The following is a 20,395-nucleotide window of genomic DNA, read 5'->3' as shown; positions in this document are numbered from 1 at the left end:
ACAAAAAAAGTATGCAAATATTGAAGATTGCATACCTTGCTATTCTATTCAAAACATAGGAAAACCTCATTTACTTATGATATGGTTGACCGTATTGTAACTAAATAAGGTTTCTACATACTAATTTTCTTAATACCTACTGCCACAATAGCATTATCAATAGAAATGTGCTTTCTTAAATAGTTTTCTACTAACTCCCGTAGCATTGTTGATCCTGGTAATCCATTAAACTCTATTTGATAAGAAAGGGTTTTTCTCGCAATAATATTTTATGGTAAGATGTTTAGGTCGTGTATCAACTATCTGACACATTTACATTCATCTAAGAAAAGAGGTATTTATGCACCACACAAAATTATCCAAGCGACATTGGTTGCTCATCTTAACACTTTCTTTATTAACATTTGTTCTCGGGACAAGCGAATTTGTTATTGTCGGAATCTTAACCGATATTTCGTCGAGTCTTCATATGACAAATGCAAAAGCAGGCACACTCGTTTCTGCGTTTGCAATTACATTTGCCATCGCCACACCACTAGTGATGTCAGCAACAAGTCATTTTCCAAAGCGTAAATGGATGTTGTTTTTGATAGGTTCTTTCATCGTCCTGAATGCTTTGTGTATAATCTCGACAAGCTACATCATGCTTCTAGTACTTCGGATTATGACAGCGATTGTAACAGGAGTATTAATCTCTCTAGCTATGATTGTTGCAAGTGAAACAATGCCCATTAAAAAACGCGGACTTGCTATATCATTCGTTTTTGGTGGTTTCACACTTGCAAATGTCGTTGGAGTGCCAATTGGTGTTGTCATTGCCGAATCGTACGGCTGGAATGCCACTTTCATGTTAACTACTTTCCTAGGAGGATTGGCGTTTTTGGCATCATTTTTCGTCTTGCCTACTAGACTCAGCCAAATACGCAGTTCGATACGGGATCAGTTTTCTTTAATGACCAATCCAAGAATTTTGATGGCTTTTTTCATTCCTGCTCTCGGATTTGGCGCAACTTATACCGTCTTTACGTACCTTGTTCCTATCTTGAAGGGAATGGAAGCACCAAATAATTCAATTAGTTTAATCTTATTTGGTTACGGATTTATCTCGATTTTCAGCAACATCCTCGCCGGTAAAATTGCCAGCCACAATGCAATCGGTCGCCTTCGGTTTGTTTTTCTCGTGCAGGCAGTTGTTCTGACAAGTTTATTTTGGACTACAAATCATTTTATTTTAGGACTGGCAAACATTGGCTTGATGTCGTTAATGGCCATCCTCTTAACAACATCTACTCAGCTTTATTTAATAGACCTCGCCGGAATTTATCAGCCAAAAGCAACAGGACTCGCTGCTTCGCTTATGCCAGTGGCAAGCAACGTAGGTATCGCTTTTGGTTCTGCATTAGGCGGAATTGTATACCATCAAGGGAATTTAATGAATGTAACATGGGTCGGTGGGATAGTTGCAGTCTGTGCAAGTCTGCTAACATTCTTTAGTCATCGTTTAGATCAAAAACAAAAGAAATCAGCATAAAAGGGAAGCAACAAACGCTTGGCATGCTACCTATGGTATCTCCAGAAGAACCAAAATCTTTCCATGCCATAATTAATGATATTACAGTAATCCCTTTATAAAAAATTGAAAAAAGAAGTATCAAAGACGTTTAGTTGCTCTTTGATGCTTCTTTAATAAATACCGCTTACTATGATTGGGTTTCGCTTTTATATTAACAGTGACTATTCTATACAATTTTGCGTCCGAAATACAATTTTGGACGCCCTTCGCTTCTTTATTAATCGATACTACTTATTTTTTCTCTATTTCCACTTACAATATTGATAGGAAAAAGGAACGTACACCAGTTCATTGATTTGATAAAGCATATTGACTTAAACAGACCTGCCCCCCTTAAGTTCGATATTTTCCACATTAGAGGGGGTAATTCCTGTGAATATTAGGTAATTATGTTTGATATTAGAGCATCGAATTTTGATGCTCTTTTTTGACGCTTTTTGTGTCAAGTGTGACAAAAATACTCACTTTCTCTTATTCAACTAACCTGCTGCTTTAGTTGGAGAAGAAAAAAGAGCTGTCCAAATAGCTCAATAATCTTCAAGTAAAGCCCCCCTATAGTTCAAAAAGATTCATTGTATCCCATCCAAAAAATCAGTGAGATTTTCTTCAGAAATTACTATTAAATCATTTCTTCTAAGTAGAGCTGTTGTAACACCAATACCAGGAACTTTAATTCCTTTAAATTCGCCATTATAAATCATAGAACTACCGCAAGATGGGCTATATTCTTTAAGGATAATTGTTGTTGCGCCCAACTCTTGAGCTTTCTTTAATGTAACGTATGCTCCGTTTATATATAGGTCAGTAACATCTCTACCTGACTTTTCAATAACTATTGCCTTCCCATTTAATACATCTTCCCCATCTCCTCCAACGATTTCAGCAGGCTCTCTTGGAGTTAAAAAACCTCCAAGTAGTTCAGGACAAACAGTAATAGCTCTATTTTCTGATAAAAGTTTTTGTATTCTATTATCTAAACTATCTGTCCCGTTATATCTAACTTTTAACCCTGCTAAGCAAGAACTGACTAATATCAATTTTTTCACCCCAATAATAAATAATAAGAATACAATAAGTTTAACACTATTCCAACAGATAAATTAACCTATTATTTCTTGTTCAACTAAACTGCCCCGTTAGTTAAACAAACACCTTCTCTTCTATTACACATTTCGGTCGTAGTGTTCACTTTATAAATAAACTAAATATGTAAAAATTGGTATAATAGTTATAAAACATCATTTTTTAGACTAAGTAAAATAATATTGAAAGAGGTAGTAGTATGGATATATGGATAAACCTTCAAACACTTATTTGGTTGTTTCCTATTTTATTTATTTTTTCATGACTTCGAAGAAATTATTATGATAGAAAATTGGCTAAATAAGAATGTAGGGGAAGTTTATAAAAGATTGCCCAAAAAATTAGCTGATCGGGTAGTTAAACAATTTTCCATGTCCACAGCACAATTTGCTTTTGCAGTATTAATTATCTTTTTATATGTAAGCAGTTCTACCACTATGGCCATCCAATTTGTAACTCACGGCGCATTTGCTAATATCTATTTTTTTACAACAGTAACATTAACTTTTTTCATCCATGCATTTACTCATATTGGACAAGCAATATTTTTCCGTTCCATAACTCCAGGAGCGATAACATCAATAATAATCATACTTCCATACAGTTTAGTGTTATATCGTATTATAGAAATGTAAACTATTAATTTTTCTAAATAAAAAAGCCACTCTAAGGAAACTTTTTTTGAATTAATTAATATTATATAACCTTTTTGCCTATCCAATGAGCAAATAAAGCAACAGGAATTATTAGCAAACCAAAAGGTAGACATATAAAAATAATCTTCCACGTAATGACTTCATTTACTAATAGATATCAACTTATTATTTTACTGCACAAACTAACCTACTCTTCTAATTGAATAAGAGAAAAGAGTTAAAAAGAAATTCTTTTATATCCCTATAAGTTGTCTTTTTTAACCATTGTAATAAATTCTGCAAAATCGGTACTAAATTCATTTTCCATTACAAAACCAAGCTTTTCATATAGATGGATGGCTCTTAGATTGAATTTTGCCACAGTTAATCGAATTGGAGTACTTTTATATTTTTCTTCAATAAATTTAATAATAAATGAGCAAAATTCAAAACCGTTACCTTTGCCTACAAGTTTCGGATTCATACCAAGTCCCATATCAACAAAATTATCTGTATAAACACCAAATTGGTTTCCAATGGGTACTTGAGCAGTTTCCCCAATGCAAAGAAATCCAATTAATTCATTAAATTCATCAACAAGTGCGAAGTATGAACCATCGAGCCTTTCCTTCATCTCTTCATCCGTTAATTCGTTATTGTAAAAATCATATGGCTTATCATATTTCCAGTTAAGTATGTCGTTAGCCATTTTTTCATTCATTTTTTCAATAAATAATTTCATTTTATACACTCCTTCCACTTATTCAATTCTCTAATAAATGGGTATAATTCTACTTGAATTACAACAATAAATAGGTAAAGCTCTGTTGCTGTTTTGTTTTCTCATATATTTCTTTGATATATCTAGCAAAAGAATACGATAAATAAAGTATTCGTCTGCTGGGCTGTCTCAGCAGCCCATATTCTTCATCATCTAAACCATCCTTTAGTTGAAGAAGAATTATTTTAAAATTGGTTTAGGTATAATATGTCTAAGAACTTCATCCACCGTCCAAAAGAAGAATGAAGTGACGATACCTGCGATAAAATTTAGTTCTCCTTCTCCTACCCAATAGTTTCTAAACTCTGTAAAGAAATCAATAGATTCAAATATAAGGCCATAGATAAATGTATAGACCATTCCAAAAAACAAATGAATTATAAGTGCAAAAACTCCTCTTTTAATTCCTATGAAACGTTTGGTTATATAATCTGATAAAAATGTAATTGGTACACCATAAATAAATATAATAGGAGAAAATAATAAGCTATATATCCCAATCATAGGTATCAACTCAAGAGGTCTTTCCCATTCGCCAAAGACAAAAATCAAGATGAACGTTATCGACAAAATGGTTGCAATGAAAAAAGTTATAACTTTCCTCTTAATCAAAATCTCTCCCCCTGTTATAAAAATTATTTTGTTCATATCTAACTCTTTATTTGTCTTGATACGTTTTAAATGAATCACAATAGAATTAGATGGATTATTTAATGGGATTTTAGATCAGATGTTGTTCTCTCAATAATTCTAACAAATCGACCCTGTCCCTATCTAAGTGAAGTCCTCTTATCCCGACTCTTTCGGATCCTTCGATGTTTTCAATTTTATCATCAATAAATATACATTCTTCTTTTTTGGCTTTTACATGGTTAAGAGCGATATGATAGATTGCTTCTCCTGGCTTTTCTTCATTTACAAAGGCAGAAAGAATAATAGAATCAAAATATTTACGAATTCCTAACCTATCAAATATCCAGTCCATACTTGGCATCGCATTTGAAATAACAGCTAATTTGTACTGTTTACTTAATTCTTCAAGCAAGCCTTTTATTTCAGGAAACAGTTCACAGTGACCAGCAAAATGAGTAAAGAATAGTAATTCATTTGTTAGTTCAATTTCTCCAAGTTCTTCTGCAATAGTTCCATAATATCGCTTATAGTATTGTTCTTCTTCACTCCAATTTGTAATGAAAGGTATTTTATTTTGATTTGCCTTTATAATTGCAGCATCGATTTTTGATTTTTGATAACCTCTCTCCATTAATATGTATCTAATTCTGTCTTCTCCCTTTAAAAAAGTATCAAAAAGGACACCACCCGCATCAAAGAAAATTACTTTCACTTCATTTCTTATTTGAATCATTTTGATACCTCCTTTACTATTAAACTTTTACCCGCTTCTTTATTGCCTTCATATATTATGCTATTCTCATACGACAAATCGAATTCGGCACTGTAGAAATCCCACGTATCGGGGGTGTTTGAATTACTTACTATAGTATCTAATATTTTTTCAAATAATATAGTTGCTTCTTTCTTTGTAGGCTTCACTTCAAGAAGGAGTCTAAACTTAACCGAGTCTCCATCAAATGCCGACACGCATTCTATTCCATCTGACATTTTGAATTGTTTCTCTGACTTAGTTAATGACTCCGCGATATCTATCTTGGGGGACTGGTTGCACCCACTTAAGAATGATAAAAATAGTAGAATGAATATTAATAGTATCGATTTTTTCATCAATCCTGATTCCCCTTTAGTACAATAAGTTCTACAAAAAAAGAGTTAATCCTTCCTGGATCAACTCACCTAATTATCGAGATAATTATCAAGGACAGTAGTGATTCACTATATCCAAAAGACGATTTGATTTTTCTGATGATACATTTTCAGATAATCTTGCCCCTGCAATGATCGGAGCCCATTGAAAAACTCCCTCCATTGACAATCCACTTTTATCACAATAAAGTCGTAAATACATGTTAGCTAATTCCATTGAAAACTGTGAATACAAAAGATACGTCCGATAAACGTCGGCACGAATGTCTCCTGCACTGGAATCAACCCAATCTATAATTGTCACTTCGTTATTTGACATAATCAAATTGTAAAGATGAAAATCTCCATGACAAAGTCTCTTCTCGAATACCATAGATTCTAATTTTTTCAATAGACTAGACTTATGTCTTTCATCCAATTGTGGAGCTACTTCAATTTGACGCTTTAATTTTTCAGTCATTGGTTCAAGTGGATCAGCAACAACCAGATGAATTTTTTGTTGTACATCAATGGAAATACCCATGTAATATTCTGCTTGTTGCATGTTTTCAGATAGGATATCGCCTATTGTTCTTCCATTAATATATTCCATAATAATAGCTTGTTTCCCATCTATTTCTGTGACATCCAATATTTTAGGGACAGAAAGTCCACATGAGTAGGCAAATTTTTGCTTATTTGCTTCATATAAAGATTCCGAAACTGGTAAATAGTCATTAAATATTTTAATAATCCTGTCTTCCCAAAGATATATTTTGGCTGTATTTCCCATTGCTATCGGAGAACCTAAGTCCATTCGCTATCTCTCCCTACATTTACTCTTAATGTATATAACAGAACTAAAATATCAATGCTAAACATTTCGAAAATGAGTTTCAAGTAAATTATTGGCTTTTTGTGTATTAAGGGAAGTATCGAGTGGTAGTTACGGAATTTCTCCTTCTTTGATAAAATGCGGTTGTATAACGCTATTATCATATCCAAGCTGCTTCAATCGCTTTTTATAAAAGGTATAATAGCTTTCATTTTGCATAGGACCAAGATGTAATATTCCAGTATATTCTTTAACGGATATTTCAAGAATCGCTTTTGCTAGATCATGGACGTGAACAAATGTCTTATATAAGTTTTGGGTTGCTTCCGTGTATTGCTTTTCTTTAATTTGAATAAGAATTCTCTGTGTTCGCTGTTCAATGTTTTGATTGAAATCCTCACCATAAAGAGGGCTGGTCCGGAGTATTACGTGATTTACGTGTCTCCTTTTAATGATGCTTTCAGCCCTCCTTTTAGCATTAACGTAAGTAGATAAAGGAGCATCTTTAGGAAGCGAGCCTTTTTGATCAGCCTCAATATAATCACCAATACCATCTACGAAAAGAGCATCCGTGGAAATGTAAATAAGTTTGGTATCCTTCTGGATAGCTGCCAATACATTTGTAAGACCTATATCTATTAGCACATTCTCTTTTTCTCCATTCATAAGAGACCAGATTACAACATCTGGTTCAAGTTGCTTGATAACTTTTTCGATTGATCGTTTATCAGTTACATCTACTTGAAGAGTTTATATTCTCATTTGAATAACGTGAAGTATCATGTACTACGAAATTATGTATCTTTGAACTCAATCCAAATATAGTCGAACCTAAAAACCAGTCGCTCCTAGTATGAGTATTCTCACTATTAATCCTAATCCTCCCCTTTGTTATGTGTCCTTCTTATAGATATATTTAATAATTATTAATAGACCCCTTATTTATTTGGTCTTTTGTCATGTACTGAAAAATTCTAATCAACGCAATAACTATTGATATAATTCCAATAAACAAAAAAATAGTGAAAAAATATTTCAAGCCTATTGTTGGAGAATTTGATACGAAACCACTTAATACTAAGAATAAAACACCAATTGAAGATAGAAAATACGAAAACTTCTTATCGTTATGTTTGAATAGAATATAACCTACAAGGATCAGAAGATACGTACTACTAAGTAACATAATTATAGGAAATGTAGGTGCAAATTTAGCCGCATATACAAAATGGTCTATTGGTAAAATATCACTTGCTTTCTCCACTGGGCCATTCACTACCTTTGAAAAAATAGCCGTATATTTCCATTCCCAAGGGAGATGTAATATTTTACTTCCTTCATACCATGATGCTACAGTAGAAAATACAAGGAACATTAAAGCAATACATGATTGAATAAAAATGTTAAAGGTCATTTTTCCGCCTCCAATAGAGTCCATTATTCATAATCTAGAAATAAAGAAATAGTTTTCCCGCATATAAATTCCACACTGAATATGAAATCATCGAAGGAATTAACGATTTGGTCTTATAAGTCATAGTAGATAAAATTACTCCACTCACAAATGCAATTATCAGATACATTGGATGGAATAGTGCAAATATTACCGAAGAAAAAGCAATTGCCCAAACAGGCTTTATAAGTTTTGATAAAGTAAATAATAATATTCCTCTGAAAAAAAATTTCCTCCCAAATTGGAGCAAATATCATTACATCTATAAGTCCAAAGAAATCCAGCCCTCTTAATAGTCCAAGTTTATAAGAAATAAGTAAATTACGGTCAATCAGTATCTCATATTTAACAAGTAGCTTTAGCAATAAATATGGAACTATCGTAGCAAACATAATATAAAAATAAGTGGTTAGTTTCGTTAATGGTTTCCCATTAATTAATGGAATTATTAGTTCTCGGATAGGGCTAAAACTGAAGCTTAAGATTAAAAAAGTAATTAGCCATAACATTGAACCATAACCATTAAATAGTGACTGGCTATTTGAGAAATAACTAATTACATATCCCGTTACAATTAGTAAAACAAAATATATTACATAGTTAATTAAAATAGGCCTTTTCAAATTCAAAACTTTATTCCTCCTTGCTTTTCAAGTATCCTTCCCCTATATATAAGAAAAGGGTGCTTACCTTCTACGTGAAGTAATGCACCGCTAATTTATGTTAACTACTGATTCCATGAAGTTGTTTGACCTATTTAAATTATATAAGCTTAAGATCTTCTTTTATAATTGAGTACATATATAAATCCTCGAATTTACCACAAGCAAATTCGTAATGCCTAAGCAAACCTTCTCTTGTAAAGCCATTTTTTTCTACTAATTTTTGTGATTGAATATTAGAAAGTTCAATTAAAGCCTCTATTCTTTCTAACTGAAAGTGTTTATATCCATAGTGAACGACTGCTTCCAATACTTCACTAGCTATTCCTCTTCCCCAGTATTCTCTACTTAATTCATATCCAATTTCAGCGCGGTAATGTTTAGGAATCATATTGAGAAAACCACAACTTCCAATTACTTTTCCAGAATCTTTTAATGTAATACCCCATCTAATTCCTGTACCTTCTTCATAAATGGATTTGTACCACTTTATTTCATCCCATACGTCTTCAACTGTTTGAAAAGGTTCTAGCCCCATAGGTTTCACAACATCTTTATCAGACAAATATAAAAACATGTCATGAGCATCCTCTTTAGTTACTTCTCTTAAAATTAATCTGTTTGTTTCAATTACAGGAAATTCTTGTTTCAATGTATTACTCTCCTCGTTCTAATCAATTACTTTTGTGGTTGACTTCAATTGGTGCATTTTGTTCGCTGCCTTCAAGATTTAGTTTCAATTTTTCCTTTAATTCTATTAATGAATCATCATGAGGAAAGAAGTACCATATATCTTGCTTTTCGATTTCACTATAAATCCGCTCATCATAACCCTCGAGTTGAAATTGCTCAATAGGGGATGTTTTTATTTTTTGATACATTTTCATTAATCCAAAATACTCTGATGAAGGAATATTTGTTTTCACGTTCTCACCAACATCTTTAATCATATCGTCAACTTTTGTGATATTACTCACGCTAGTGGCTTTATTTATAATATCTTGAATAACTTGTTTTTGACGCGTATTGCGTCCCTTATCGCCTTCAGGATCTTTTTTACGCATACGAACATATGCAAGTGCTTCATTACCTTGTAAATGCATCGGTCCTTTTGTATATGTTTTCCATTTCATAGTATCTGCAAGTTGAATCTTAACTGTAAATGGTACATCCACGTCGACACCACCAACTGTATCAACAATATCTTGAAATCCTTGAAAATCAGTAGAAACGTAATAATCTATTGGAATATCTAATAATTTTTCCAACGTATTAATCGTATAGTTCATGCCACCATAAGAATACGCATGGTTTATTTTTTCTTTTCTTCCTATTTCGTCTATGTATACCATTGTGTCACGAGGAATGCTAACCATCGATATTTTTTCTGTGTTTGGATTAACCGTTACTACAATTAGCATATCCGAACGACCGTTTTTTTCTTCTTCTTGGCGTTCAATACCTGCTAATAAAATTGTAAATGCAGCTTCCTCTATTTTTACATGATCAAGATTTGTCGAATTTTCTTTTTCATCCCCCTCCAAAGGTACATACATCTTACTTGCAGCGTTTTTCGCCTCTAAAGTCAGATTAATTGCAAAAACGATAATCCCTGACAATAAAACCATGGAAATGACAAGTACAGTATATAAAGTTTTTCTTTTTTTCATAGATTTACGTGTTTTACGACGAGAGTTATCCATATTTACTCCTTATTTACTAATAAAATATAATTAATCCAAATTATACATATAAATTAACGACATGTATATGAATATTCAATAATTTGCGATTATAGCGGGTGGACTTGCACATGGCGAGTGGATTTGAACATGGCAAGTCTAATCTTGCAGATGGCGCTTATGAATTTGCGGTTAGAGCATCGCAGTTTGCGATTACGACGGGTGAATTTGCGATTAGCACATCTGATCTTGCGGATAACGCTTACGAATTTGCGTTCACTCTTTAATTTGCACGTATCACGCTTAGCCCAGAGCCCCCTTTGAATCTGCTTAACAAAAAAACATCAGGAATGATTACCTGATGTTTTTCATATTGAGAAGAAAATTAGTTCGATGGCAAGGGACTTAAATGCTCATGGATTAACAACCATTCTTCTGATTCTTTGACGAAGACATTGGTTGCTCTTCCACGGCCACTTGTATAGTTTCCATTAATATACCCTTCGTAAAAATATGTGTATATACAAGTTGCGGAATTACTTCCCGTATGTAGCCATTCCACATTTTGTGCTTCATAATGTTCGTTTTTTACCACTGACCATGCGTTTTCAAAGTATGCCCTTATTTCGTCGTGCGTTGTACAATTTCGATCTGTGAAAAAATAAGTAGCTTTTGGATGAAGTATTTTTGAAACTTCGTCGAACTTATGGGTATTTGTTGCTTCAATGTATTTGTGTAAAATTTCCATAATTATCACTCCGAATAAATATTTCTATTTAGATTTCAATGCTTTTACTATTAGAAAATGTGGATTTTTCATGAGTCTTTCATATTTTTCAGGTTCTCTTATTTTAAAATTATTAGTAGGTTGAGGTTCAATTACCTTTTCAATGGTAAAAAATTCACTAGTTTCATTCAATATTTCTTGTAGGGGGCGTCGATAAAATGGAACGTCTATCAATTTCCCTTCTCTTTCCCATTGGTCAATAATAAACTCATTTGAAAAGTAATCCCCACTATTGGACAATTTATGATCCATAAAAGGATGATGAGTGGAAAAAAGCAATTTCCCATTTGGTTTTAATACTCTACGAAACTCACTAAAAGGCTTGCTCCAATCTTCAATATAATGAAGGACTAAAGAACTTACAATAATATCGAATGATTCATCCTCAAAAGGGAGTTTGTTCTCTAGATCTAAACACAATACTTCGGCACTTTCTCCAACACGTCTTTTAGTGGCTTCAACCATTTTTGGACTAATATCAGTTGCAGTTACTATCGCACCTAAATTGGCTAATTGATTCGTATACCATCCAGCTGCACACCCTGCATCAAGAACTGTCTTATTTTTTAGATCTGAAGGAAGTAATTGGATCATCGCAGGTCTTTCGTATTCAGTGTTAAAAACACTCTTTGTATCGACGTTATGTTCGTAATCATTTGAAAGCTTATTGTAGGCATCTCTCACTCTATTATTCATATTTCACCTCGTATTAATGAATTTACTTAATCGCTATATAATTATTTTCGATAAGAAAGATCAGAATTCCTTTCTAAAGCAACTTTTATTAAATGTACTTTTCATCTATTACCCCTTCTTTCACATCTCCTAAATGATTATTCTTCATTTTTACAGTGGACAAGATGATACTAAAGAGTACTAGAGTAGCCCCTACATATTCCTTAATCGACATGATTTCTTGTGCAAATATATATCCAAATATAGCTGCAAATACTGGCTCTAGGGAAAAAATCAGTCCTGTTCGGGATGGAGATGTATATTTTTGTGCTACGGTTTGAAGAATAAATCCCAAAGCGCTACACAGGATGGCTAGTGCGAGGATGGCGAACCAACCTTCCCTTGAACCTGGCAATGTAGGTGTTTCGAAGATTAAGGAAAATATTAACCCGAATAATCCGGCGAACCCCAATTGTAAGATGCCAAGATTTAATGCATCTACTTTCTGTGCTGTGAAGCCTGTAACAATAATATGGATAGCGTAAAAGAATGCTGCTGCGCTACATAATATATCGCCAATGGATACTTTAAAAGGTAGTTGAATAGTAAGAAAACCTATACCTATAATCGCTAACATAATGCTAAACAGTAATCTTGTCTCTAACTTCTTCTTCAATACAACTGCGCTAATTAGCGGCACAAATACAACTGTTAAGCTCACTAAAAAGCCTGCATTGGATGTTGTTGTTGTCTTTAATCCATATGTGATCGATGTAAAAACCATAAATAAGAGAAAACCCAAAAGCATTGCATATTTTAAGGTTTCCAAGTTAACTTGCAATAAACGTCGGAAGAAGATAAATGCCGCAAGTATAAAAGCCAATCCAAATCGGAGCGCGATTAAGTTAAATTCTGATATGGAATTCAGCCCCATTTTCATAAAAAGATAAGATGAACCCCAGAAAATTGTAACTAATAAAATCAATAAATCTGCCTTAATTGGCTTCATTTTAGTAACCTCCTTGTTTAAACAAACTCAGTATACTAAGCTATAATAAACAAGTAAAACGAATGTTTCTTATATGATACATGAGTAAAACTAATGTAAAAAATAATGGAGGTTTAACATTGAGCATTAGCAAATACAAAGTTTTAATGAAAGTAGTTGAACTTGGAAGTCTTACAAAAGCGGCAGATATGATGGGATACACACAATCGGGTGTGAGTCATACTATTTCCAGCTTGGAACAAGAGTTTGGATTTTTATTACTTGCTCGAAGCCGTTCCGGGGTGAAATTAACGATGAATGGAGAACAGGTGCTAAAAACCATTCGAGAAATATTGAAATGGAATGAACATTTAGAGCAGGAAGTTGCTTCTATCCACGGCATAGAAATAGGAACGATCCACATCGGAACCTTTACAAGTGTTTCCGTTAACTGGTTACCAGATATACTTAAGGATTTTCAACAGGATTATCCAAGTATTGAAATCAAATTATTCGAAGGGGATTATCGACAGATTGAGGATTGGATTTCTGATGGGGTGATTGACTGTGGTTTTTTATCCCTTCCAACACGAGATATGATGGACATAATACCTTTGCACAAAGACCAAATGGTAGTATTACTCCCTACCAATCATCCTTTAAGTTCCGAAACTAGACTTACGTTATCTCAGATTGAGAAAGAGGCTTTTATTATGCCTAGAAAAGGTGGAGATGATGATATCAATCGAATACTAGAAAAAGCTTCTATTAAACCGGATATTAAATTTACTGCTGGGGATGATTATGCCATTATGGCAATGGTGGAAAAGGGACTAGGCATAAGTATTCTCCCTGAACTTGTTCTACGCGGACAACAACGTAATATTCGAATTATAGAGCTAGAGGAACCGAGCTATCGCTCTCTTGGGATTGCTGTCAGTTCTATTAGGCATGTATCTCCTGCGACAAAAAAATTTTTAAGTTATGTTCAAAACCACCTACAATCGAAGTAGCTTCGTTCACTTTCAATAACCTTTGTGGAAGCGACCTCTCAAGAGTGCATTATTTCATTTCCTGTCTATAATTGGAACAGTCGTCTCTACACCACTTTGGACGATTACTACATTTTTTATGTGATTCGAGCTTTCTTTATCAAGCTCTATTACAAATGATCTTGGTGTTGCATCAGCAGTGCAATCACCTCCCGTCTCAGATAAAAAAATAGTCATCTCTTTACTTTCTATGGTTGTATTTATATTTTCTAATTCATATGGACAACTACCAGACTCATAGAGGCCGATAAAAAGGAGAACCTTTTCTTCAAAATGAACTTTTGGTATTTGCTCGTTAAATCCAAAATAGTTCCAAGCTTCTTTAAACTGAGCCTGGTCGTATACTCTGCTCACCAAATATTGAAAATGAGGAACTTCCTTTCTTTCTAATGCTATTTCGTTAAAGTTTGTTGGCAGGTTCTTTTCACTAGCCACTAGCCTATTCTGCACGTTATCTTCTTCTGTTTCAATATCGGAAGTATTACTACAAGCAACTAACAATAGACAAGTAAAAATGAGTAAAGATATCCTTAATGTATTGATTTTAGGTACCCCACCTTCTTATTTATCTGTCTGGTAGTCACTATGTTTTGATTATTAATTTTTTTCAGGCTCATGCTCTTTAAATGTAATCGACTTCGCTTTATACATTTGCCCGGCCCAAAAGTAATCAATTTTTAAATGACCAAGATAGCCTCCATAAACACTGTCATCTCTTACTACATAAACATTTACAATCCCTATTAGAGTTCCATTTTCGATAGAATATTCTATGGTGTCAATACTGACGTACGGATCACGAGGATTAGAGAAATCATACTTGGAAATGTCGATTTCATATTTCTTATTATCTGCAAGAATCCTCACGAGATTACCATGTTGCTCTATTTTCACAAGCCGATCCGTGATTAAGTTGATTGGTTCTACTGGAGCCTCGACATATTTTTGATAGGGATCACGTATTTGATTTAGGATATGAATGTCTCTAAGAGGATTTCCAATACCAGCTTTATCATTGTTTAACACGATGATTACATCTTCTAATGAGTCACCGCTTATGTCTTCGTTATACAATGCAGGTTCGTACTTTCCATGATACCAATCGGGAAAATTGTAAACAAATTCACCTCGGTCGCCAATTTGAACGGTAAAATTTTCATAATCCATCCAGCTTTTTTTATCGGCTATTAGATAGACTCTTTTATACCATATATCAGATGGTATGCTTAACAGCACCACGCGGTCACTTGCATAAGCCTTTTCCGTATTCAAGAAAATTATCAACAGAATAAAACAACTTATATAAAAACTTTTTATCATATTTACTCTCCTTTTTTACTTAAGATCCCCAATAGGAATCAAAAAACTCAAGTAAATAGGAAATTAATTAAAATCCTTATCCTTAAATGTTGCTTCTTCTAGAACTCTCTCGCTATTTACATAGAATTATTTAGGGTATGAAGACTTTCCACTTATATAGAAAGTCTTCATACTTGTTTACGTTCCGCAATAGGTTTGATAAGGACTATTTGATTGTGCAGGTAGTTTGCAGTAATCTGCCTGTTCGGGAGAGTGAGCGTAGGGAGTTGAAAGAACCGCAAGTAATTGCTCCATCACACTGTAGTTTCCATGTTCCACCGCGGCTTCTAGTGCCTCTTCTACACGGTGATTGCGAGGTATTACCGCTGGATTGCTGTCTCGCATCAATTGATGTGAGGAAGCTTGTGATTCTGTTTGCTTGCTTAGTCTTGCTTGCCATTTCTCATACCATTGATCAAATTCTTTGACCCCAAACAAAACCGTATCTTCTAGCTTATCAAAAGTTAATGCGCGGAAAGTATTAGTATAATCAGCACCATACTTCTTCATCATATCTAGAAGTTCTTCGATTAATGATTCATCCTGTATTTCTTCGTCAAATAAACCTAATTTTTCCCTCATTCCAGCAAACCAATTGGTATTATACTGCTCCGTAAAACTATAGATTGCATCCTGAGCAAGCTTGATAGCTTCCTCTTGATTTTCATGAAGCAGCGGCAATAGGCTTTCAGCAAATCGCGCGAGATTCCATCCAGCAATACGAGGTTGATTGCCATAAGCATAGCGACCGTGAATATCAATAGAACTGAATACCGTTTCTGGGTCATACGCATCCATGAATGCACAAGGACCATAGTCAATGGTTTCTCCACTAATAGACATGTTATCCGTGTTCATCACCCCGTGAATAAATCCAACTAGTTGCCATTTGGCAATCAACTCCGCTTGACGCTTGATCACTTCCTGGAGTAGGAAGAGATAACGATTCGAGGAAGCATCGGTTCCTGGAAAATGTCGTTGCAATGTATAATCAGCTAGAGCCTGGAGTTCTTCCACAGTTCCCCATTTTGCAACGTATTGAAAAGTCGCAACGCGTATATGGCTGGCAGCTACGCGGGTCAAAATTGCACCAGGCAAGTTGGTTTCACGTCTTACGGATTCACCTGTTGTCACCACTGCTAAGCTGCGAGTCGTAGCAATTCCAAGCGCATGCATTGCTTCACTAATAATGTATTCACGTAGCATAGGTCCAAGTGTCGCACGACCATCTCCGCCGCGTGAGTATGGTGTTCTACCTGCACCCTTTAGTTGAATATCAACCCGCTCGCCTTCGGGGGTAATATGTTCTCCTAAGAGGATAGCCCGGCCGTCTCCTAACATGTTAAAATGCCCGAATTGATGCCCCGCATAAGCTTGTGCAAGAGGCAAAGCACCCTCGGGAATCTGGTTGCCCGCAAGTACTGCAACCCCATCTTCGCTTTCCAGTGCCTGCACGTTCAACCCTAATGATGTTGCCAACGGATAATTGAGAATGGTCAACTTCGGTGAATTTACAGGGTTAAGATTGAGGGTAGTAAAAAATGAGTTCGGCAGACGGGAATAACTGTTATCTAAGTTCCATCCCGCTTCTATTGTTTCTGTTCTTTTTGTCATCGTATCTCCTGTTCTTTTTGTATCATATTTTTTTCTTTTATTAGATTTTCATTTCAACACAAGATAACCTTTATTAGTGTCTACTTCAGCCAATATATTATACCAAAAGATAAGTCCTTCTTACTTTGCTGTTAGATCCTCAATAATCCAATCCACAGCTGTTATTAAGTCAGGAAAAACAGCATCTGCAAGCGGATCACTCTTCCCCAAAAATACTCCTTTTGTACCTGCATTTTTCCCGGCGATTATGTCTGTATCGGTATCTCCCACCATGTAGGATTGGGATAAATCAATATCATATTTTTTTCCTAGATCTACAATTAATTTACTATTTGGCTTGCGACAGTCACAGCCGGCTTTTGGCTTATGAGGACAATAAGTCGCTTCATGAATTGTTGCCCCATCTTTCTTTAATTCCTTAATCATATGGTCATGTATTTTTTGGAGCTGAGATTCTTTCATAAATCCCAATCCTACACCACCTTGATTGGTGACGACAAAGATGTAATCAAAAAAAGAGTTCAATTTTTTTATTGCTTCTGGAACACCTGGTAAGAAGTATAGCTCATGTGGCTTATTCACAAATTTAACTCGGTCCGTTAACACTTCATTTATTACTCCGTCACGATCCAAAAATACAGCCTTTTTCATATATATCACGCCTTTTTAAAAGATTGAAAAGATAGATAGTACTCTCCTTTTAAATTGCCCCTTTTAGATAAGAAAGATGCTTCAAAAAAAATATGTATCGTCGGAATTTTAATTAATTAGTTTTAATGCTGATATTATTCCTTTTACAATTTGCATGTTGATATCCTGCTTTTTCTTCACCAATAACAAACGGTGAGCTAGCAAGTACATTTGGAACAACTACTATGAAAAATGTAATGACCATAGAATATATTAATAAAAACTTCTTTTTCAATTCCATTCCCTCATTCTATTTAATCTTAAAGAATCCTTCTTCCTTTTTTTCCATCTTGTATAGTTATAAGTCAGTTGTAATAGGAAAAGAATTAAAGAGGATATAATTATCGTTAGATTCTCATTTAAAGTTAGATCAGTATAACGATATATAATAATAAGTCCAATAAGTAATATGGGAAACATCCATAAGGTGCGAATCATCCTTCTTCTAAAACTTAATCTATAATATGTAAATACAACACCTTTATCTAACTTTTCCTTGTTTTTAAAAATAGTCGATAAAATCCCGTTAATAATTAAAGCTATAGTTGATATAATGATGATACTTTGTAATATCGACATAATTTTCCCCTTTTCCAAGCAAACAATATAGTACGAATGCTACTATGATGCTTTCTATTTACACTTTTGTAGTATTTTTTTCATTTAATTCTTTTGAATAAACTATCGGGGCTTTATTTTTATTGGTAACATCGATTAACGCAACTTCTTTAATCTTTCCTTGTATAGTGCTGTTTCTTTTGGAACAGTAATTAAATGCCTCTGATAATTTTTCGGGAGACAACCGATTAGCAAGAGTACAATGTGGTATCCAATTATTAGGCAAATATAATGAATTAGGATTATCATTAAACCTTTCAAAATATCGATGATGATTCGAATGAAATTCCATTAACTCTATTGTCACAGTTGGTGAGAAAAATAAAGCCCCCGAATTCAAAAATGAGCCAATGGAATGAAACGTTATATCAATTGCTGACTTATCTTCATAAAATTCATCCATTTGTTTTACATACTCAGCTTTGTTTAGATCGTTATAACTGGCTAAAGTAATATGTGGTATTCTATTTTCTACTTCATATGCATAAATCGAAATTGACTTTTCATATAACTCTTTCCATATATCTTTAATTATTAGTTCTGTCTTTTCATCCAATATTGCAATTAACGCATACATACTTTAAACTCCTTCTAATTCTTCCCTTTATTATTCAGTAGAATCGATTCTTCAAGATCATCCCATTTTATATTTACTTGTATAACCTCATCTTCACTTACTTTTGCTCCACCTTTAGAAGCCCCTCTAGATGTGAATATTAAAGTTGTAGGAGGTTCAGTGAACTCCTCCGTTCTTTGACCACCATTACTATTTGTTCGATAACAGTATTCCAATTTTTGTATTGATGATAGGTCTTCTAAAGAACCTTTGTATTTTAAGACAAATTCATAACTATCCTCATTCGAATAAGTTTTTGTTCCGTCATCTTCTCCCCATGTTTCTGTTCCTTTATAGGAATATTCCGCTTCCCAATGTTCACTTTCTCCATTAAATGTATACTCATTGTGCGTTATTTCCGCACAAGCAGTTAGAAGTATTAATGTACATAATAACGTGAATATTCTCCTCAACTATATCCTCCTCAATTTGTAGAATTAACTTCTCTTTTTCAATTTCACACTATAGAATCGCATTGCTTTTGGAACACCTTCTATTTCAAAAACACCATTTAAAATTAGTTTCCTTACTCGATATTCTATGAACTCGTCACCTATATATTGGTTGAGATGTCCTATTACCTCTCCAATCAGGCGTGCTGATTTCATGAAATCTGGATTTGTTTGTTTATTATGTAAATGACGAGCTCTGTCGGTAATATATGCATCGAAGTAATTTTCCGGGACACTTTTGATTTGGTCATTCTCCCAAATTCGTAGCACCTCTTTTGTTACCGCCAGGTTTCTCCATTCCTCTGCATATTTGTTGCGGACTTGGACAGTTAATGGTTGAATGTTTTTATTCGCTTCATAAACAACTTTTAGATTTTCGTGGGTTACTTCACCTGTGTTCAGTGGGAAGTATTCCTCCGCTTCAGTGGACCAATGATTTTGACTAATATTAATAATCCGGATGTTATTTCGCATGTCTTTAAGTGCATGAATGACAAATCGAACAGCGGTTTGTTCATGTGCATTGTTTGCAGTCCAAATGTAAATTGGTACAAGCTCTGATATATTCTTTATTTCTGCTATTGTTTGCTGAAATTCTTCTATATAGGTATGTGTGTATTGTTCGTCTAAGTTAATATGTAAAAATAACCATTTTTTTCGTTGTTCAAGTCCTTTTTCGGTATGCAGCTGATTTACTGGTCCAATGGAAAATTGGTCAGAAAATGCTATCACCTTTTCATCTTTTGGCAGCGTAATTCTTAAGCTCCCTGCAGGCGAATCTCCGAACATGATATGTACTTTATGATATGGCTGACGCTTCGATTCAGAAGCATACTTCAGCAATTCCTCGTACTCTTTTTTCATTCCTTCTATAAACTTGTCTTCAGAATAGTTTGTTTCCTCAAGCATCTGAATTCGTAAAAAATGCTGTAATAACAGCGATTTTGCCTCTTGATCCGACAATTGCTCTACGATTTTTTTGATTTTATGTATCATTAAAATGACTCACCTTTCGTTTAATCATGAAATCCACTTTTGAATTATTTCCCTTGCACTCATTAAAGGTACGAGAGGTAACA

Annotated in this window: 25 protein-coding genes and 1 pseudogene; 4 read left to right on the top strand and 22 right to left on the bottom strand. The window is 34.1% G+C overall.

The genetic code is table 11. The features are described 5' to 3' along the window. Positions 1-340: 340 nt before the first annotated feature. Positions 341-1,531: an MFS transporter gene (locus FG384_RS12345; RefSeq protein ID WP_142642912.1), complete on the top strand. Its 1,191-nt coding sequence runs from the start codon at positions 341-343 to the stop codon at positions 1,529-1,531. 611 nt (positions 1,532-2,142) lie between these two features. On the opposite strand, the gene FG384_RS12340 is transcribed toward FG384_RS12345, so the two are convergent. Continuing rightward, on the bottom strand, positions 2,143-2,610 hold the full coding sequence (locus FG384_RS12340) for a 2-thiouracil desulfurase family protein (RefSeq protein WP_142642911.1): 468 nt from the start codon (positions 2,608-2,610) through the stop codon (positions 2,143-2,145). A 327-nt stretch (positions 2,611-2,937) separates the two neighbouring features. Here FG384_RS12340 and FG384_RS12335 point away from each other — a divergent pair, with 327 nt between their 5' ends. Then, a complete protein-coding gene (locus FG384_RS12335) occupies positions 2,938-3,291 on the top strand; it encodes an HXXEE domain-containing protein (protein WP_240793415.1) in 354 nt (117 codons plus the stop codon). Positions 3,292-3,553: 262 nt separating this feature from the next. On the opposite strand, the gene FG384_RS12330 is transcribed toward FG384_RS12335, so the two are convergent. The 10 genes and pseudogenes from FG384_RS12330 to FG384_RS12285 all read right to left on the bottom strand — a co-directional run bounded on the left by FG384_RS12330 (position 3,554) and on the right by FG384_RS12285 (position 10,486). Then, positions 3,554-4,033, bottom strand: a complete 480-nt coding sequence (locus FG384_RS12330; protein WP_142642910.1) for a GNAT family N-acetyltransferase — start codon at positions 4,031-4,033, stop codon at positions 3,554-3,556. A gap of 219 nt (positions 4,034-4,252) precedes the next feature. Continuing rightward, positions 4,253-4,684, bottom strand: coding sequence for a hypothetical protein (locus tag FG384_RS12325; protein ID WP_142642909.1), 432 nt, complete (start codon positions 4,682-4,684; stop codon positions 4,253-4,255). Between the two features lie 109 nt (positions 4,685-4,793). After that, positions 4,794-5,438 (bottom strand): HAD family hydrolase, encoded by a 645-nt coding sequence (locus FG384_RS12320; RefSeq protein ID WP_142642908.1) that lies wholly within the window; start codon positions 5,436-5,438, stop codon positions 4,794-4,796. Continuing rightward, on the bottom strand, positions 5,435-5,818 hold the full coding sequence (locus tag FG384_RS12315) for an IolE/MocC family protein (RefSeq protein ID WP_142642907.1): 384 nt from the start codon (positions 5,816-5,818) through the stop codon (positions 5,435-5,437). The genes FG384_RS12320 and FG384_RS12315 overlap by 4 nt, the downstream gene beginning before the upstream one ends. A gap of 85 nt (positions 5,819-5,903) precedes the next feature. Next, positions 5,904-6,650: an aminoglycoside phosphotransferase family protein gene (locus FG384_RS12310; protein ID WP_142642906.1), complete on the bottom strand. Its 747-nt coding sequence runs from the start codon at positions 6,648-6,650 to the stop codon at positions 5,904-5,906. A gap of 129 nt (positions 6,651-6,779) precedes the next feature. After that, positions 6,780-7,403: pseudogene (locus tag FG384_RS12305) on the bottom strand (sugar nucleotide-binding protein); the annotation flags it as partial. Between the two features lie 181 nt (positions 7,404-7,584). Next, entirely contained in the window at positions 7,585-8,082 is a 498-nt protein-coding gene (locus FG384_RS12300; protein ID WP_166462444.1) for a YjdJ family protein, read from the bottom strand. A gap of 34 nt (positions 8,083-8,116) precedes the next feature. Continuing rightward, positions 8,117-8,371, bottom strand: a complete 255-nt coding sequence (locus FG384_RS20435; RefSeq protein ID WP_142642903.1) for a CPBP family intramembrane glutamic endopeptidase — start codon at positions 8,369-8,371, stop codon at positions 8,117-8,119. Positions 8,372-8,883: 512 nt separating this feature from the next. Next, a complete protein-coding gene (locus tag FG384_RS12290; RefSeq protein WP_142642902.1) occupies positions 8,884-9,435 on the bottom strand; it encodes a GNAT family N-acetyltransferase in 552 nt (183 codons plus the stop codon). Between the two features lie 22 nt (positions 9,436-9,457). Continuing rightward, a complete protein-coding gene (locus tag FG384_RS12285; protein WP_142642901.1) occupies positions 9,458-10,486 on the bottom strand; it encodes an LCP family protein in 1,029 nt (342 codons plus the stop codon). Between the two features lie 104 nt (positions 10,487-10,590). Here FG384_RS12285 and FG384_RS19840 point away from each other — a divergent pair, with 104 nt between their 5' ends. Beyond that, positions 10,591-10,752, top strand: coding sequence for a hypothetical protein (locus FG384_RS19840; RefSeq protein WP_205961791.1), 162 nt, complete (start codon positions 10,591-10,593; stop codon positions 10,750-10,752). Between the two features lie 98 nt (positions 10,753-10,850). Here FG384_RS19840 and FG384_RS12280 read toward each other — a convergent pair whose 3' ends face one another. The 3 genes from FG384_RS12280 to FG384_RS12270 form a co-directional block, all read right to left on the bottom strand. Continuing rightward, positions 10,851-11,213: a YybH family protein gene (locus tag FG384_RS12280; RefSeq protein WP_142642900.1), complete on the bottom strand. Its 363-nt coding sequence runs from the start codon at positions 11,211-11,213 to the stop codon at positions 10,851-10,853. Between the two features lie 24 nt (positions 11,214-11,237). Then, entirely contained in the window at positions 11,238-11,948 is a 711-nt protein-coding gene (locus FG384_RS12275) for a class I SAM-dependent methyltransferase (RefSeq protein ID WP_142642899.1), read from the bottom strand. A gap of 88 nt (positions 11,949-12,036) precedes the next feature. Continuing rightward, entirely contained in the window at positions 12,037-12,936 is a 900-nt protein-coding gene (locus FG384_RS12270; protein WP_142642898.1) for a DMT family transporter, read from the bottom strand. Between the two features lie 119 nt (positions 12,937-13,055). Here FG384_RS12270 and FG384_RS12265 point away from each other — a divergent pair, with 119 nt between their 5' ends. After that, complete coding sequence (locus FG384_RS12265; RefSeq protein WP_142642897.1) at positions 13,056-13,928, top strand: LysR family transcriptional regulator; 873 nt, start codon at positions 13,056-13,058, stop codon at positions 13,926-13,928. A gap of 54 nt (positions 13,929-13,982) precedes the next feature. Here FG384_RS12265 and FG384_RS12260 read toward each other — a convergent pair whose 3' ends face one another. The 8 genes from FG384_RS12260 to FG384_RS12230 all read right to left on the bottom strand — a co-directional run bounded on the left by FG384_RS12260 (position 13,983) and on the right by FG384_RS12230 (position 20,312). Beyond that, positions 13,983-14,402 (bottom strand): hypothetical protein, encoded by a 420-nt coding sequence (locus FG384_RS12260; protein ID WP_166462442.1) that lies wholly within the window; start codon positions 14,400-14,402, stop codon positions 13,983-13,985. Positions 14,403-14,564: 162 nt separating this feature from the next. Further along, complete coding sequence (locus FG384_RS12255) at positions 14,565-15,239, bottom strand: hypothetical protein (protein ID WP_142642895.1); 675 nt, start codon at positions 15,237-15,239, stop codon at positions 14,565-14,567. Between the two features lie 225 nt (positions 15,240-15,464). Next, on the bottom strand, positions 15,465-16,940 hold the full coding sequence (locus FG384_RS12250) for a protein adenylyltransferase SelO (RefSeq protein ID WP_142642894.1): 1,476 nt from the start codon (positions 16,938-16,940) through the stop codon (positions 15,465-15,467). A 120-nt stretch (positions 16,941-17,060) separates the two neighbouring features. Continuing rightward, positions 17,061-17,591 carry a D-glycero-alpha-D-manno-heptose-1,7-bisphosphate 7-phosphatase gene (locus FG384_RS12245; RefSeq protein WP_142642893.1) on the bottom strand — a complete coding sequence of 177 codons (531 nt, stop codon included), beginning with the start codon at positions 17,589-17,591 and terminating at the stop codon, positions 17,061-17,063. A gap of 112 nt (positions 17,592-17,703) precedes the next feature. Beyond that, entirely contained in the window at positions 17,704-17,865 is a 162-nt protein-coding gene (locus FG384_RS19835) for a hypothetical protein (RefSeq protein ID WP_166462441.1), read from the bottom strand. 402 nt (positions 17,866-18,267) lie between these two features. Then, positions 18,268-18,825 (bottom strand): 2'-5' RNA ligase family protein, encoded by a 558-nt coding sequence (locus FG384_RS12240; RefSeq protein WP_142642892.1) that lies wholly within the window; start codon positions 18,823-18,825, stop codon positions 18,268-18,270. 14 nt (positions 18,826-18,839) lie between these two features. After that, positions 18,840-19,277: a hypothetical protein gene (locus tag FG384_RS12235; RefSeq protein ID WP_142642891.1), complete on the bottom strand. Its 438-nt coding sequence runs from the start codon at positions 19,275-19,277 to the stop codon at positions 18,840-18,842. A 24-nt stretch (positions 19,278-19,301) separates the two neighbouring features. Further along, positions 19,302-20,312 carry a DUF1835 domain-containing protein gene (locus tag FG384_RS12230; RefSeq protein WP_142642890.1) on the bottom strand — a complete coding sequence of 337 codons (1,011 nt, stop codon included), beginning with the start codon at positions 20,310-20,312 and terminating at the stop codon, positions 19,302-19,304. Positions 20,313-20,395: the final 83 nt, after the last annotated feature.

Origin of the sequence: Psychrobacillus vulpis, assembly GCF_006861825.1 — a bacterium.
Lineage (GTDB): Bacteria > Bacillota > Bacilli > Bacillales_A > Planococcaceae > Psychrobacillus > Psychrobacillus vulpis.
Note: the sequence above shows the minus strand (reverse complement) of the source record. Positions and strands in the feature narration are given on the sequence as shown.